Source organism: Anditalea andensis (assembly GCF_000714815.1).
In the GTDB taxonomy this organism is placed as follows: Bacteria; Bacteroidota; Bacteroidia; order Cytophagales; family Cyclobacteriaceae; genus Anditalea; species Anditalea andensis.
On the sequence record NZ_JMIH01000015.1, the window covers coordinates 21,368 to 37,086 of the forward strand.

Here is a 15,719-nt window from a genome sequence, read left to right on the forward strand (position 1 = left end):
AATTAGTTTCCGATTCTATTATCGTAGCATTTAGTGGAATATCAGGTATTTCTATATATAATATAAATAATGGAAACCAAATTGAATTAATAAATCCAAAAAGCAATCCAAAAAGAACTTTATTTTTTTTCTTCGTTTGATGCAAGTGACTTTCCTAATATTTACTTATTAGAAGCACGGCAAAACAAAGTCTATATATATAGTTTCGAAAAAAAGGAATTTATAGAAGAAATTAAATTAGAAATGGAACGAGGAACTTCCATTCGAGTTTTAGGAGGAAAATTTAAAAGCTATAAAAATAAATTATATATTGAACTCAACCCAGAAGGTACTTCTTTTTTGGATCCAGATTATTATAAGAAGTCAGCTAATTTTTTGGGCGTCTATAATTCTAAAGGTTCACTTGAAAGCAGGATTTTAAAATATCCAGATGAACTTATAAATCCAAAAGGATATTTCGTGCCGGCAAATTATTATTCCTTTGATATTTTTGAAGAGGAATTATATATATGTTTTCCTTTTGAGTATATTATTCGAATTTATGATGTTAATTCAGATTTTAGTAATTTTTCGAGAATACCTATCCCACAACTTGATTACATGGATTTGGATTTAATATATATGCCACATAAGTTTAATCCGGATGAAATTTCAGTTCAAAATCGGCAAATTTCTGCTAGAGTAAATGGATTGATAGTGGATGAAAATAACCTTTATTTATCGGTTGCTTTAAATGATAATATTAACACTGATAGGTTTAGGACATATTCCTCCGTTTTTAAGTATGATTTGAAAGAAAAGAAATGGATGGTTCAGCGTGATCCGATAGATTATTTTGATCTTGGAGTTTTTGCGGGCAGCTTAAATGAAGAACTCTATCTGGATGCTGCATTAATTATAAAAGATAATAAATTTGTAAATAAAGCTAGCATTAAATAATAGTGTAGGCTTTCGAACTAAATCTGAAACGCCCTAAATATTACCAGGATTGTTTAAAAATAATTTGATAAAGTAAATATTTAAGTTGTTTTGTAAGACAGGATTTTAAAAAGGCATAGGTTTATAACTTATGCCTTTTCTTTTCTTTATTTATTCCCCAATTTTATCTTTCTAAAACATATTCATGGAACTCCAATTATCCACACCGGCTCTACTCTTCTCTGCCATCACACTTTTAATGTTGGCTTATACCAATAGATTTTTGGCAATCGCCAGCTTAATCAGGGGATTACACAAAAAGTTTCTCGATAATCCTGAGCAGGTAATCTTGGTAGACCAGCTCCAGAATCTCAAAAAACGGTTGAATATGATCAAAAACATGCAGCTTTTTGGGGTGCTTAGCTTTTTATTGTGCGTAATTTGCATGTTCTTAATCTATCAGGGCTATACTATGCCGGCTAATGTTGTATTTATTTCCAGCATGGTTGCTCTTTTGGTTTCGCTTGGCATCTCTTTCGTGGAAATTCAAATATCCACCAAGGCACTCAATTTGGAACTGGCAGATATGGAGGAGATTTTTAAGAAAAAATCCGGCAAACTGGATTTCATATTCAAAAAGGATTCAAAAAAATGATAAGATATATAAATCTTTTATTAGTAGTGTGCCTGGCATCATGTGCCGCACCGGTAAAGCAATTTATTACTAAAACCACTACACATACTTTAACACTTTCCTCTACAGAAGAAGCCCAGACTTTCTTTACTTGGAATGCTGAGAGAAAGCCGATGGTCAGTGCGCATAGAGGCGGTCCCTATGAAGGTTTTCCGGAGAATGCCATCGAAACCTTTGAAAATGTGCTTTCTTTTACGCCTGCTATCATTGAATTTGATGTGGAGCTTACAAAGGATTCCATATTAATCCTGATGCATGACAATACGCTGGACAGAACTACCAATGGTTCCGGTAAAGTTTCTGACCATACCTGGGATGAAATAAGGCAACTGAATTTAAAGGATCCAGCCGGAAATCTGACAAACTATCGTGTGCCCTCCCTGATAGAGGCTCTTGTATGGAGCAGAGATAAAACCATTCTTACCGTAGATGTGAAGAAAAGTGTTCCCTTTGAGCGGGTCATCAAAGTGATAGAGGCTACCCATACAGTTCCCAATGCAGCTGTAATCACCTATAACTTTGATGATGCCAGGAAAGTGTATGAAATTAATCCTGATTTGATGTTGTCCATTGTAATCAGAAACAGTGAAGAAATAGAACGTCTGGAAGCTACCGGTATTCCATGGAGCAATGTAATTGCTTTTACAGGCCTTTCAGAGAGGAGTCCCGAGTTCAATGAGCGGTTGCATCAAAAAGGTGTGTTTACCATTCTCGGGGTGATGGGTAATTTGGATAAAAAAGCCATAGCACGGGGTGATCAGGTTTATTTAGAACTTGTGAAAAGCGGTGCCGATATTTTGGCTACAGACAGGCCTATAGAGGTAGGAAAGATTTTGAACGAGGAATTTAGCATAATAGAAGATGATAATAGAGTTAAGGAGTGATACATTCACCAGGCCTACCCCAGCCATGCAGGAGGCTATGTTCAGCGCCAGTGTAGGGGATGATGTCTTTGGTGAAGATCCGACAGTCAATGCGCTGGAGCAAAAACTGGCTGATATGTTTGGGATGGAAACAGGACTGTACTGTCCATCCGGTACGATGACCAACCAGATCGCTATCCGTTTGCATACCGGGCCGCAAACAGAGATCATCTGTCACAAATACTCCCACATTTACCTTTACGAAGGTGGGGGGATTATGTCAAATAGTATGGCATCTGTAAAGCTTCTGGATGGTCCTCTGGGCAAAATTTCTCCAGCGGATATTCTGGAAAACATCAATCCTGATGATGTCCATGCTCCCGAGACGACGCTGGTGGCCTTAGAAAACACCATGAACAAAGGTGGGGGCAGTATATATACCTTGGAGGAAATAAAACCTATTAAGGATATCTGTGTAAATCATGGGCTCAGATTACACTTAGACGGTGCTAGGCTATTTAATGCCCTCACTGTTACCGGAGAGAATCCAAAAGACTGGGGTCAGGCATTTGATACGATTTCAATATGCCTAAGCAAGGGGCTGGGCTGTCCGGTAGGATCTGTATTATTGGGAAACAAAGCCTTTATAAAAAAAGCCCGAAAAGTAAGAAAAGCTTTGGGTGGAGGTATGAGACAGGCAGGGATTTTGGCGGCAGCGGGGATTTATGCACTGGATCATCATGTGGAGCGCCTAGCCGAAGATCATAGAAAGGCCAAAAAGATAGGGGAAATACTGGAAAAACAAAGCTGGGTTTTAGAAGTATTTCCTGTACAGACCAATATCGTAATAGTGAAACTTAAAGATGCCACCCCGGCAGAGATGTTGGCCAAACTCGCAGAAAAAGAAATCAGAGCGGTAAAGTTCGGCAAAGACCAGATCCGATTTGTGACGCACCTTGATTTCACGGATGAACATCTTGATGAGTTTGAAAACAGGGTTAATGAGATTTAGGATCGATGATTGATGATTAAGGATTTTAGATTGCATTTTCTTTTAACCTCAAGTCTAATATAACTAATTCCACTAATTACCTTACCTAACCTAACTAATTCTCTAATCTCAATCCCCATGAGCCAAACTCCCCTAGCCGAAAGAATGCGTCCTTCCCGACTGGAAGATCTGATCGGGCAGGATCACTTATCAGCTCCCAGTTCTTTTCTTTATAAAGCGATCAAAAGCGGTAATGTGCCTTCCCTGATACTCTGGGGTCCTCCCGGAGTGGGTAAGACCACTATCGCCAATATTATTGCCAATGAGATCAAAGCGCCGTTTTATACCTTAAGTGCCATCAGTTCCGGAGTGAAGGACATCCGGGAAGTGATCGAAAAAGCACGGTTCCAGATGGGCGTGGTATTGTTTATCGATGAGATCCACCGATTTAATAAATCCCAACAGGATGCTTTATTAGGTGCAGTAGAGAAGGGTACTATCCGGCTGATAGGAGCCACTACAGAAAACCCTTCCTTTGAAGTCAATGCTGCTCTTCTGTCCAGATGCCAGGTATTTACCTTAAATCCATTGGGAAGGACAGAGTTGGAGGCGATGGTAAGGCAGGCAATGGAGCATGATGTGTTATTGAAGAAGAAAAATATAGAGATCAAAGAAATAGAGGCCCTACTGAGACTTTCCGGCGGAGATGGCAGAAAATTGCTGAATTTATTTGAAATCGTGGTAGAAGGGATCAATGAGGATCCCTGCGTACTGACCAATGATAAAGTAACAGAAATAGCCCAGCAGAAGATCGCGATGTATGATAAATCCGGCGAGATGCACTATGATATCATATCGGCATTTATAAAATCGATAAGAGGCTCGGATCCGAATGCTGCTGTTTACTGGCTGGCCAGGATGATAGAAGGAGGTGAAGATGTGAAATTTATAGCCCGTAGACTGGTCATTTTGGCTTCTGAAGATATAGGCAATGCCAATCCAAATGCTTTGCTTTTAGCTACTAATTGTTTTGAAGCAGTAAGAATGATTGGATATCCTGAGTCAAGGATCATCCTTGCCCAGTGTGTCACCTATCTGGCCAGCAGTGCCAAGAGCAATGCCAGTTATATGGCTATTAATAAAGCTCAGGCTATTGTAAGACAGGAAGGTGACCTGCCGGTCCCGCTACACCTGCGCAATGCGCCTACCAAGCTGATGAAAGACCTTAATTATGGAAAGGAATATAAGTATTCCCATGATTATGAAAACAACTTTATCCAGCAGGAATTTATGCCCGATAGGCTGAAAGGATCTAAACTTTATGAACCTGGGAACAATGCAAGGGAAAATGAGCTACGTAAAAATCTGCAGAAGTTATGGAAGAATAAATATGGGTATTAAATGATAGTTCAGACAGATTTTTCAGATACATTCCTGCACTATGGTTGTTACTATAATTTTCCTTTTTCCATTAGGGTCCAGGGGGGGATGTAATCGTAGTAATGATTTTTTAATTATATATGAGCATTTTACAGGCTTTACGCTTCAGATTTTTAAAGGCCATAGCATAAGATAAATCTGATGATTTTCCTACAGCATTAAAAACTTTTGTTAAATTGTAACAGGATTAATGAATGTTTTATAAACAAAGAATTTATGATTTTTGAATTAATTCGGCTAGAATTTCTTAAGGCTAGCCGTTCCTCTTCATTTGGTAAAAGTTTGGCAGTGGGAATCTTCTTGTTTTTATTGGCCATTGTTCTACTGTTGTATATCCTTGCACTTGGATTGGCATTAAAATATATCATAACTGAAGTGATCCAAGAGGAGGATGCCTATTCATTCTTGAGTGGAACCGTGATATATTTTTTCCTTTTTGAATTTATGTACAGGTATTTTATTCAGAAACTTCCAGTGATAGAATTGGAAAGTCTGCTTCATTTACCGATCAGTAAGTCCAAGATCATTAACTTTCTTTTGTTACGATCATTTATTTCTCCTTTGTCTATCATTGCATTGCTTTTATTTATGCCATTCACAATCATGGAGGTGGCACCGCGTTTTGGGATTGAAGCCGCGATATACTGGTTGGGTACACTTGTATTTACCAGCTGGTCATTGCATTGGGTGATGCTTTGGTTTAAACAACAATTTGATGATACCCTGACGGGAATTATCATAGTTTTTTCCGTGATGATTCTGGGTATAGGTTCGACTTATTACGGTTGGTATAACCTAGGCGAAATCTTAAAGCCGGTATTTGACTATGCATTGGAAAGCCCCATTCCATTGGTTATAATGATTGGTTTTTTTTTATTGACCTATTATTTGGCTTATCAGTATTATGTAAAAAATGCTTATCTGGAGGATCTTGGAGAAGAGGAGCAGATTAGATTTGCTAACAGATCATTGGGAATATTTTCAAGATTGGGCTTGGCTGGAGAGATGGCTGACCTGGAGTGGAAGCTAATTATCAGACATAAAAAGAGCAGGAGTTACCTCATGTTAAGTGGGTTTTTCTTACTATACGGTTTGATATTTTATACCAATCCTACCTATAGAGGTGGTGAAGGGGTGCCCTTTATGTTTATTTTTGTGGGAGCTTTTATCACAGGGATATTTATGCTCCAGTATGGACAGTTATTTTTGAGTTGGAATTCCAGTAATTTCGACTTTTTTCTCAATAGAAGGGGTGGGGTGGAAGCTTTGGTCAAAGGGAAGTATTATCTATTTATAGCATCTGCATTTATGACTTTCCTGCTGTCTGTGCCTTATGTTTATTTTGGGTGGGATGTACTTATGATCCATTTAGTCACATTTCTATTTAATTTGGGAGTGACTATTCATTTGGTAGTCTATTTGGCCCTATGGAAACCAAAGCCAATGGACATCAATAAAGGAGCGGTTTTTAATTATGAAGGCATTGGAATTGCGCAGTTTTTAATGATAATACCAATGATGGGAGCACCCTATCTTATATATATCCCCATGTCTCTTATGTTTGGGGATGTGAGCGGGTTACTTGCTTTAGGGACTATAGGGATTACAGGTATTATATGTTTTCCTTTGTTAAGTGACCTTGCAGTACAAAAAGTAATACGAAACAAATATCAAATATCAGCATCATTTAGACAGGAATTATGATTAGGATAGAAGGACTAAAGAAACAATACAAAGAGGCAGTAGTTTTAGATGTACCTTTTTTGGAGATTGCAAAAGGTGAATGTTTTGGGTTGGTAGGCAATAACGGAGCAGGAAAAACCACTTTGTTCAGAATCATGTTGGACTTGGTAAGGGCATCTTCTGGTCATGTATTGATAGAAGGCCAAGAAGTGAGCAGGCATGAAGAATGGAAGGCATACGTAGGTGCATATTTGGATGAACACATGTTATTATCCTATCTCACTCCAGATGAATATTTTCAAAGTCTAAGAAAAATTTATAGATTGTCAGAAACGGACCTGCAGACACATTTAAATAAATTTAAAGATTTTTTCAACAATGAAATACTTGGAAAGAAAAAATACATCAGGGACCTCTCAAAAGGAAATATAAAAAAAGTAGGTATAGCAGCGGCCATGATAGCAAATCCCAAAGTGGTAATGCTTGATGAGCCATTTGAAAACCTGGATCCCACTTCCCAGAATAGGTTAAAGAAGCTTATACTGGAGGAAACTGTTAACAATGAATTGACATTTTTAATATCCAGCCATGATTTAAATCATGTCACTGAAATTTGTAATAGAATTGTCCTGTTAGAAAAAGGGACTGTCATAAAAGACTTGAAGGACAAAGGATTAATGGCAGGAGAACTGGATACCTATTTTAATTATTAAATAATATGTTTGATGATATCTAAGTCATTTATAAAAGAAAATTTGATAATGACTAGATATTAATCATTTATTGGCATATGGTAGTAGCTTACATAACTGATAGTTAATACTTAAATCACATATTTTTTTGTTAAGCATATGGAATGGATCACCATATTAGGTTTAGTGGCTGGGGCATGCACTTCTATAGCCGTATTTCCCCAACTTATAAAAGCTTATAAGTCCAAAAGTGTAGAAGATGTTTCCCCCGGCATGTTTCTGGTAATGATTATAGGATTTTCGCTATGGTTGATTTATGGTGCCATTCAAAAAGAGGTAGCCATAATCGCGACCAATGGTTTATCCTTAATTTTGAATGGAATCATGGCAATTTTTTTAATAAGATACCGGTCTAAAAGATATTGAGAGCAAATTCTATTCCTTGAGCCTATTTTTATAATCGTATGAACCGCACTATAGGTCTATCGAAATAGTCAATATGCTATACAGCTGGATCAATTCATCAAAATTCAATAAAAATAGAACTAATATAATAAAAAATATTTATATACTAGCATGTTAATGGCTCAACATTTGTTATCTTATAAATAAATATATCAAAAATATAGCATTTGTAAGGAACTATATTTAATTTTGTATAGTTAAATTTGTATTTCAAATAAATTAAAAAGTTTTTTGTGTTTAGTATTATCGATGGGATGTAGCAATTGATACCATTGTTTTAAATAAATGAAGTAGTTATGAAATATGTAATAAAACTTGAAATCAATGGGATTGACTTTGAAGTCAATACAGAGGCTTCCAATGAAAGAGAAGCCAAAGATCTGATGTGGGAAACCATCAGAAAAAGTACGTCTATTCACTCCATAGATGTGGAGCCTATTGCAAAACAAGCATCTATCAGCAGCCGGTTTGTAAGTGGGTTGAAAAGTGCCTTATTATTATAAAAATATAGGTTATAAAGATAATTGTTCATCATTTTTTTTAATCCGATTACTTCAGTATATTAACTGCTGATGTGATCGGATTTTGTGTGTATGCTATAATGATTTAAATCTTTATAAGATATGAAGAAAAAAATATCAGTACATTTTACGATAATTTTTTTATATGTAAGTACTTTTTTTATTTACGCACAAGAAAAAACAGAAGGCCAGACTTATAGTCCTGCAGCTAAAGAAGACCTTTGGTATAAAAACAGTATCATTTATAACCTTGATGTAGATTCTTTTTATGATGCTGACGGTGATGGTATAGGGGATTTTTCAGGACTAAAAGAAAAGCTTTATTATCTAAAATCTTTGGGCATAGATGCTATTTGGCTATCACCTTTTCAAAAATCACCAAACCGGGACAATGGGTATGATATTGAGGACTATTATATGGTGCATCCTGATTATGGTACAGCGGGAGACATGGTAGCTTTCTTCCATCTCGCCAATGCTTTAGGAATTCGTATAATTACAGATATGGTAGTCAATCATACATCAAATGAGCATAGATGGTTTCAGGAGGCAGTGAAAGATAAAGAATCAAAATATAGAGATTATTATGTATGGTCAGATGAAAGGCCCGATGATTGGGATAAGGGAATGGTGTTTCCCGGAGTACAGGACAAAACATGGACCTATCATCCCGAAGCAGGGGCCTATTATTACCATCGCTTCTATGAATTTCAACCCGATCTCAATAACCGGAACCCTAAAGTAAGGGAAGAGGTAGATAAGATCTTGGGATATTGGCTTTGGATGGGGGTAGCAGGCTTCAGGTTGGATGCAGTTCCATTCATTATTGAAGACCCATATACAGGAGTAGAAGATCCAGACCTTGATTTTGGGATGGTGTCTGATTTCAGGAAATTTATGCAATGGAGAAGAGGTGATGCGATCATATTGGGAGAAGCGAATGTAGAACCGGGGGAGAATAAAAATTATTTTGGAGATGATGGTGAAGGCATGCACATGATGTTTAATTTTTATGTCAATCAACACCTTTTTCATTCTATGGCTACTTCCGATAAATCCTCATTAGAAAAGGCATTGTTGGATACACAGGATATTCCCCAAATATCCCAATGGGCTCATTTTTTAAGAAACCATGATGAGTTAGATTTGGGAAGGCTAACAGAAAGCCAGCAACATGAAGTGTTTGCTGCATATGGTCCAGATGAAGATATGCAAGTGTATGAAAGGGGGATAAGAAGAAGGCTGGCTCCTATGTTGGACAATAACCGAAAAAATTTAGAATTTGCTTACAGTCTGATATTTTCCTTACCGGGTACGCCTGTGATAAGATATGGTGATGAAATAGGTATGGGTGATAACCTTAACCTCCCCGAAAGGGAAGCTGTAAGAACACCTATGCAGTGGAATGACGAAAAAAACGGAGGGTTTTCGATAGCAGAAAAACCTGAAAACCCGGTTATTGATGAAGGCCTTTATTCCTATGATCGAGTAAATGTGGCTTTACAGCAACAGGATCCAGGATCTTTTTTAAACTGGACAGCTAATTTAATAAGAATACGCAAACAGTGTCCAGAAATTGGAATGGCAGGATGGGAATTGATAGACACCGGCTCACCCCATGTGATGGGTATTCGGTACTTTTCCGGTAAGGAGTCCCTCATTGTATTCCATAATTTCAGTGAAGGTATTCAGAAATTAAAACTGCAGAAAAAATCATTTGGCGAGAAGCATGTATCACTCTTTCAGAATGGGGTAAATTTTGGTACAAGAGGTGACTTTTATCATATAGATTTTGAAGGGTATGGTTACCAATGGATAAGAGTAATAGGGGGCAGCTATTGAAAAAGAAGCGATGTAATATTAAGGATGGCAGGAATAGTTTGTTTTAATTATCGTTCTATAACGATTTTTTATTTTTTTTTGTTTAACCTTTTAATGTTCAATCACTATCTATAATATCCCCATATGTTGTGGTGTATGCTGGTTATTTTGTATTTAAATTTTTAAAAAAAATTCTTTTGCCAAATATCATATGATTTATTTTCATTCATTCTGTAAAATTTGTTATAAGTTTTTTCTAGTTTGACAAATTTTGATTAATATAGGGTTTAAGTTGTAAATCTTTTTTTTGTAAGTGAATTACGCCTGAAGTAGAATAAGTTTATTCGGTTAGGGGACTTAAAAAAATATATTTTTTATAACTCATATAAGTTCTTTGTTAAAATGTTTTTACAGCATCTAGATGCTAGAGAGTTTATACGTACATAGTCAATTAATTAATTATTAACCCAAACAAATCAGATTTATGAACAAATTTTACAGAATGCTAAGTGCATTTACCATGCTCTTGGCTCTTTCAAGCACCACCCTACTAGCTCAGCGTACAGTGACGGGTACGGTATTGGATGAATATGATATCGGTCTTCCTGGTGTCACAGTTCAGGTGAAAGGAACAGGGACAGGTACCGCTACAGATGCTGATGGTAACTTCTCTATTACGGTTCCCGGTAACGAGAGTACATTAGTGTTTTCTTTTATCGGCTATTTCCCAAAGGAAGAATTGGTGGGGAATAGAACAACTGTCAACCTATCATTGATTCCTGATGTACAGACCCTGACAGAAATGGTGGTGACAGGGTATGCCGTACAGGAGAAAAGGGATATTACCGGATCGGTAGGCACAGTCAATAGGGAAGAGCTAATCGCTGTTCCTGCTGCCACGGTAGAAAATCAGCTACAGGGACGGTTAGCCGGTGTGAATGTAACTAACAGTGGCCAACCAGGAGCAGCAGCACAGGTAAGGATCAGGGGATTTTCATCCTTTAGCAATAACAATCCCCTTTATGTAGTAGATGGTGTGCAGACGCTGGATATTACCACATTAAACCCTAATGATATCGAAACCATTACTGTATTAAAAGATGCTGGGGCTGCCTCTATTTATGGTTCCAGGGCTTCAAATGGTGTGATTTTGATCACTACAAGAAGAGGCGTAAAAGGAGGTACAAAAGTAACCTATAATGCATATTATGGTTCACAAGACCCGGGTAGGGGATTCGATAATTTATTGAATACACAGGAAATGGCAGATCTCCAGTGGTTGGTATATGATAATTCCGTTGATGGGCAAGGACAGCCTATTCAGACTGCTTCACATCCTCAGTATGGTAGCTATCAAAGAGGTGTCAACCGACCAATAATTCCTGATTACATAGTACCATCAGGTGCTATGGAAGGCGATCCACGGGTAGATCCATCCCTTTATGCATTAGATTTACCAGGCGGGAATATCAATCAGATAGTTCGTGCCAATAAACAAGGAACAAGATGGTTTGATGAAGTAACCCGGGCTGCACCTATACAGAATCACGATATCACTTTATCAGGAGGAGGGGATAATTCCCGTTTTATGGTTTCTTTGAATTACTTCAATCAACAGGGTGTCATATTGGAAACTTTCTCTAAAAGATATTCCATTCGTGGAAACTCTGAGTTCAATATCGGTGATAGGGTCCGCATAGGAGAAAATTTACAGGTAGTTTATAGACAAAATAGAGGCATAACCAATCAAGATGAAGGAAACGCTATTTCCTTTGCTTATAGAAATCAGCCTATAGTACCTGTATACGATATTATGAACAATTTTGCTGGTACCAGAGCTCAAGGAACCGGGAATGCTGCTAATCCAGTAGCTAACTTAGTGAGGTCTCAACATAATGATGCTTTTGATGTCAGGATTTTAGGAAATCTTTATGCTGAAGTAGATATATTAGAAAATCTTACCTTCAGAACCAGTATGGGTGGGTCTCTTCAGAATGGTTACAACCATAACTTTACCTATCAAACCTATGAAAGAGCTGAAAATATCAATACAAGTACCTTCTCTGAAGGAGCTTATTATAATGCAGATTGGACATGGACCAATACAGTTACCTACCGAGAGACATTTGATAAGCATGCAATAACTGCAGTGGGAGGTTATGAAGCCATTCAATTTGGTATTGGAAGAAATGTTTCCGGCACTAGAGGTGGGTATTTCTCCTTGAATCCGGATTTTTGGACATTAGCCAATGGAGCAACCATATTAAATGCTACCTCTGAAGTAATCACTCCCACAACAGGTGTTTCGTATTTTGGACGTGTGGATTATGGATTTGACGATAAGTATTTATTAAGCTTAACACTGAGAAGAGATGGCTCCTCCCGCTTCCGACAGCAATTTGGTACCTTTCCTTCTGTGACAGCAGCCTGGAGAATCTCCAGTGAGGAATTTATGAGAGGAAGTCAATTGATTTCTGATTTGAAACTAAGGGCTGGTTACGGCCAAATGGGAAACCAGCAGGCACTTAATCCAGCTAATCAATTCTTTCTTTTTGGTGGCGCACCCAACACTTCCTTTTATGATATAGGGGGAACCAATACCACTTCACAGCAAGGATTTCGTCCTACCAGAATAGGTAACCCTGATGCCCGATGGGAAACAGCTGAAAATATAAACGTAGGTATTGACTTGTCTTTATTTGAAGATAAATTACAGTTTATGGTGGACTGGTATAGAAAAGAAAACAGGGACCTTCTGTTTGCCCCAGAGTTACCAGGTACAGCAGGAGCAGCATCTCCACCGGCTGTAAATCTGGCCAACATGGTCAATTCAGGTATTGATGCACAGGTCATCTATAGACATAATTTTAATAATGATGTCCGTTTTGAATCTAATTTGACCTTTACTTCCTTTAGAAATGAAATCTTGAATATTGCTGAAGGACAAAATGAGTTCTTTTCCGGTGGATCTAGATTTGGTGATGTTGCTATTAACAGAGTAGGGCATCCTCTTTCTTCTTTCTTTGGATACCAGGTACAGGGTATTTTCCAGTCCAACGAGGAAGTGGCTAATGCTGTGCCTCAAGATGGAGCAGCACCTGGTAGATTTAGATTTCAACACTTTGAAGGTGTAGATGAAAACGGGGATCCAAGGATTGGTCCTGCAGACAGGGTTATCTTAGGTAGTCCAATTCCTGACTTTACTGCTGGTCTTAATTTATCTTTGGCAGTAAAAAACTGGGATTTTACAGCTTTCTTATTTGCCTCAGTAGGTAATGATATTTACAATTATACGAAGTGGTGGACAGATTTCGTCCCATCATTTGTGGGTGGTAAAAGCCACGATTTATTATATAACAGCTGGACGCCGGAGCGTCCAAATGCTACTACGCCGATTGCCGAAGGAGTAAGTAATTTCAGTACCAATACTCAGTCTAACTCTTACTATATAGAAGATGGATCTTTCTTAAGAGCAAGAAACATACAGGTGGGCTATACTTTTCCTACCAGAATTTCCAGTAGGTTAAAAATGGATAGGTTAAGGATTTATGCCCAGGGAGTGAATCTATTTACTATCACAGGTTATTCAGGACTAGATCCAGAGCTGCAGCCACAAAATGTTACATCGGGAGAAGCTGATAGGGCTATGGGGATAGATTATGGTAATTACCCTGTAGTAAAGCAGTTCATTTTTGGAATAAACGTAGGATTTTAATTCAAACTCAAGATTACTTATCAGATGAAAAAATATATAAATAGATATTCTTTAGGCGTAGTGGGTGTTATATGCATTTCATTACTCTCCTGTAAGGATGAATTCCTTGAGGTGAATGCCAGGGGAGCCTTGGATCAAACTGTATTGGCAACAGAAGCAGGCGCAAATGCGCTTCTTATAGGAGCATATTCTAATATTGACGGAACTACGCAGAATTTAGGAGGCGTGGAATGGGCAGGTGCCAGCTCTAACTGGGTATATGGGAGCATTACCGGAGGAGAGGGCAATAAAGGATCTGATGCCGGTGACCAACCTCCTATCAATGCTATTCAAACCTATACCGCTGATGCTGCCAATGATTTTATTAATTCTAAGTGGCGTGTCATTTATGATGGTATTGCCAGGTCCAACGCAGTACTAAGCTTATTACCTTTAATTCCTGATGGTACACCTGAAGTGTTGGATAGGATTAACGGGGAGGCTCGTGCCTTACGTGGTCATTATCACTTTGAAGCTAAGCGTATGTGGCAAAATGTACCTTATTTGGATGAGAATACTACTGATTTTTATGTGCCAAATGACAGGGATATCTGGCCTGAGATTGAAGCAGATTTAAGATTCGCCTATGATAATTTACCAGCTTTAATGCCAGAGATCGGAAGAATCAATAAATGGGTAGCGGGTGCAATGTTGGCAAAAGCTTTAATGTACCAACAAAAATTTGCTGAAGCAAAACCTATTGTGGAAGCGATAATGGCTGAAGGGGTAAAACCAAACGGGGTGAGATTTGCCCTATTGCCAAACTATAGAGATATTTTCGATACCGAATACGGAAATGCTGCAGAATCAGTTTTTGCCTGGCAGTATTCCGTAAATGATGGTGCGCAGGCATGGAACGCCGGAATGGGAGAAGTTTTGAATTTTCCTTATCTCCAAGGAGAAAGCCCAGGTGGGTGCTGTGGGATATTTCAGCCTACCCAACATTTTGTCAATTCCTTTAGAACTACTCCTACTGGCTTACCTTTATGGGACGGATCATATAATACGCCGGCTAATGAGGTAAAAAGTGATTTAGGCCTTGGAGAAGATGATCCGTTTACCCCGGATGCCCGGCCATTGGATCCAAGACTGGATTGGTCTGTAGGCAGAAGAGGTATACCCTATTTAGATTGGGGTATTTATTCAGGTAGACGATGGGTGAGAGATCAACCTTATGGTGGACCTTATTCTCCAAAGAAACAGGTTTACCGCAGGGATCAGGAAGGAACCTTAACAGAAGTAGGCAACTGGACGGCTGGATGGACAGCCAATAATTATCAGTATATCAGATTTGCAGAAGTCATATTATGGGCTGCAGAAATTGAAATCGAAGTAGGAAGTTTAGAAATGGCGAGACAATATATAAACCAAGTACGTACGCGGGCCAGAACCGGTGATGTGGTTACTATGCCTAATGGCACACCAGCTGCTAATTATGTTATCGCTGATTATCCAGCAGGTGTTGCACCTTTTGACAGCCAGACCAATGCTCGGTTAGCATTACAACTGGAAAGAAAGCTTGAGCTGGGAATGGAAGGACACCGTTTCTTTGATCTGGTAAGATGGGGTATTGCTAAGCCCTATTTGGATAGTTTTTTGGCTTATGAAAGGCGGTTAAGGCCTGATGCATATGTCGGAGCCAGTTTTGATGCGCATAATGTGCTTTATCCTATTCCATTAAGACAGATAGATCTTATGAGAGGCCAGCTGGTGCAAAATCCAGGTTATTAATTAGACTTTCAAAAAATAAATAAATAAGGGCTTTTCATTTGAAAGCCCTTATTTATTTGAAAAAATCAAAAATGTACATTGCCTTTTTTTTTAAAATGTGTGGAGCTTATAATATATTTATAAATATTTAAACCTATCATTTGGTT

The 15,719-nt window shown here is 38.2% G+C and carries 12 protein-coding genes; all 12 read left to right on the top strand.

Annotated features, from left to right (window positions below; all coding sequences use genetic code 11):
- Positions 1 to 243: 243 nt before the first annotated feature.
- The 12 genes from EL17_RS07500 to EL17_RS07555 all read left to right on the top strand — a co-directional run bounded on the left by EL17_RS07500 (position 244) and on the right by EL17_RS07555 (position 15,573).
- Positions 244 to 939, top strand: a complete 696-nt coding sequence (locus EL17_RS07500) for a hypothetical protein (RefSeq protein ID WP_035072265.1) — start codon at positions 244 to 246, stop codon at positions 937 to 939.
- Positions 940 to 1,123: 184 nt separating this feature from the next.
- Positions 1,124 to 1,573: a DUF2721 domain-containing protein gene (locus EL17_RS07505; protein WP_035072267.1), complete on the top strand. Its 450-nt coding sequence runs from the start codon at positions 1,124 to 1,126 to the stop codon at positions 1,571 to 1,573.
- Entirely contained in the window at positions 1,570 to 2,496 is a 927-nt protein-coding gene (locus tag EL17_RS07510) for a glycerophosphodiester phosphodiesterase family protein (RefSeq protein WP_035072269.1), read from the top strand. Before EL17_RS07505 ends, EL17_RS07510 begins: the two co-directional genes overlap by 4 nt.
- Positions 2,474 to 3,487, top strand: coding sequence for a threonine aldolase family protein (locus tag EL17_RS07515; protein WP_035072271.1), 1,014 nt, complete (start codon positions 2,474 to 2,476; stop codon positions 3,485 to 3,487). The genes EL17_RS07510 and EL17_RS07515 overlap by 23 nt, the downstream gene beginning before the upstream one ends.
- A gap of 117 nt (positions 3,488 to 3,604) precedes the next feature.
- Positions 3,605 to 4,867, top strand: a complete 1,263-nt coding sequence (locus EL17_RS07520) for a replication-associated recombination protein A (RefSeq protein WP_035072273.1) — start codon at positions 3,605 to 3,607, stop codon at positions 4,865 to 4,867.
- A 255-nt stretch (positions 4,868 to 5,122) separates the two neighbouring features.
- The gene (locus EL17_RS07525; RefSeq protein WP_035072275.1) at positions 5,123 to 6,610 is read left to right on the top strand and encodes a DUF5687 family protein; all 1,488 of its coding nucleotides are present in this window, start codon (positions 5,123 to 5,125) and stop codon (positions 6,608 to 6,610) included.
- Positions 6,607 to 7,302, top strand: coding sequence for an ABC transporter ATP-binding protein (locus EL17_RS07530; protein ID WP_035072277.1), 696 nt, complete (start codon positions 6,607 to 6,609; stop codon positions 7,300 to 7,302). The genes EL17_RS07525 and EL17_RS07530 overlap by 4 nt, the downstream gene beginning before the upstream one ends.
- Positions 7,303 to 7,440: 138 nt before the next feature.
- Positions 7,441 to 7,707 (top strand): SemiSWEET family sugar transporter, encoded by a 267-nt coding sequence (locus tag EL17_RS07535; protein ID WP_035072279.1) that lies wholly within the window; start codon positions 7,441 to 7,443, stop codon positions 7,705 to 7,707.
- A 335-nt stretch (positions 7,708 to 8,042) separates the two neighbouring features.
- On the top strand, positions 8,043 to 8,249 hold the full coding sequence (locus EL17_RS07540; protein WP_035072280.1) for a hypothetical protein: 207 nt from the start codon (positions 8,043 to 8,045) through the stop codon (positions 8,247 to 8,249).
- Between the two features lie 120 nt (positions 8,250 to 8,369).
- The gene (locus EL17_RS07545; RefSeq protein ID WP_084166139.1) at positions 8,370 to 10,109 is read left to right on the top strand and encodes an alpha-amylase family protein; all 1,740 of its coding nucleotides are present in this window, start codon (positions 8,370 to 8,372) and stop codon (positions 10,107 to 10,109) included.
- Between the two features lie 463 nt (positions 10,110 to 10,572).
- Positions 10,573 to 13,803 carry a SusC/RagA family TonB-linked outer membrane protein gene (locus EL17_RS07550; protein ID WP_035072281.1) on the top strand — a complete coding sequence of 1,077 codons (3,231 nt, stop codon included), beginning with the start codon at positions 10,573 to 10,575 and terminating at the stop codon, positions 13,801 to 13,803.
- 24 nt (positions 13,804 to 13,827) lie between these two features.
- A complete protein-coding gene (locus EL17_RS07555) occupies positions 13,828 to 15,573 on the top strand; it encodes a RagB/SusD family nutrient uptake outer membrane protein (RefSeq protein WP_035072282.1) in 1,746 nt (581 codons plus the stop codon).
- Positions 15,574 to 15,719 lie beyond the last annotated feature (146 nt).

What these genes read in the sequence shown, in the direction of transcription:
- EL17_RS07530 (WP_035072277.1), top strand. Translation starts at nt 6,607, where the DNA reads ATGATTAGGATAGAAGGACTAAAGAAACAATACAAAGAGGCAGTAGTT.
- EL17_RS07510 (WP_035072269.1), top strand. Translation starts at nt 1,570, where the DNA reads ATGATAAGATATATAAATCTTTTATTAGTAGTGTGCCTGGCATCATGT.
- EL17_RS07555 (WP_035072282.1), top strand. Translation starts at nt 13,828, where the DNA reads ATGAAAAAATATATAAATAGATATTCTTTAGGCGTAGTGGGTGTTATA.
- EL17_RS07520 (WP_035072273.1), top strand. Translation starts at nt 3,605, where the DNA reads ATGAGCCAAACTCCCCTAGCCGAAAGAATGCGTCCTTCCCGACTGGAA.
- EL17_RS07515 (WP_035072271.1), top strand. Translation starts at nt 2,474, where the DNA reads ATGATAATAGAGTTAAGGAGTGATACATTCACCAGGCCTACCCCAGCC.
- EL17_RS07525 (WP_035072275.1), top strand. Translation starts at nt 5,123, where the DNA reads ATGATTTTTGAATTAATTCGGCTAGAATTTCTTAAGGCTAGCCGTTCC.
- EL17_RS07500 (WP_035072265.1), top strand. Translation starts at nt 244, where the DNA reads ATGGAACGAGGAACTTCCATTCGAGTTTTAGGAGGAAAATTTAAAAGC.
- EL17_RS07550 (WP_035072281.1), top strand. Translation starts at nt 10,573, where the DNA reads ATGAACAAATTTTACAGAATGCTAAGTGCATTTACCATGCTCTTGGCT.
- EL17_RS07540 (WP_035072280.1), top strand. Translation starts at nt 8,043, where the DNA reads ATGAAATATGTAATAAAACTTGAAATCAATGGGATTGACTTTGAAGTC.
- EL17_RS07535 (WP_035072279.1), top strand. Translation starts at nt 7,441, where the DNA reads ATGGAATGGATCACCATATTAGGTTTAGTGGCTGGGGCATGCACTTCT.
- EL17_RS07545 (WP_084166139.1), top strand. Translation starts at nt 8,370, where the DNA reads ATGAAGAAAAAAATATCAGTACATTTTACGATAATTTTTTTATATGTA.
- EL17_RS07505 (WP_035072267.1), top strand. Translation starts at nt 1,124, where the DNA reads ATGGAACTCCAATTATCCACACCGGCTCTACTCTTCTCTGCCATCACA.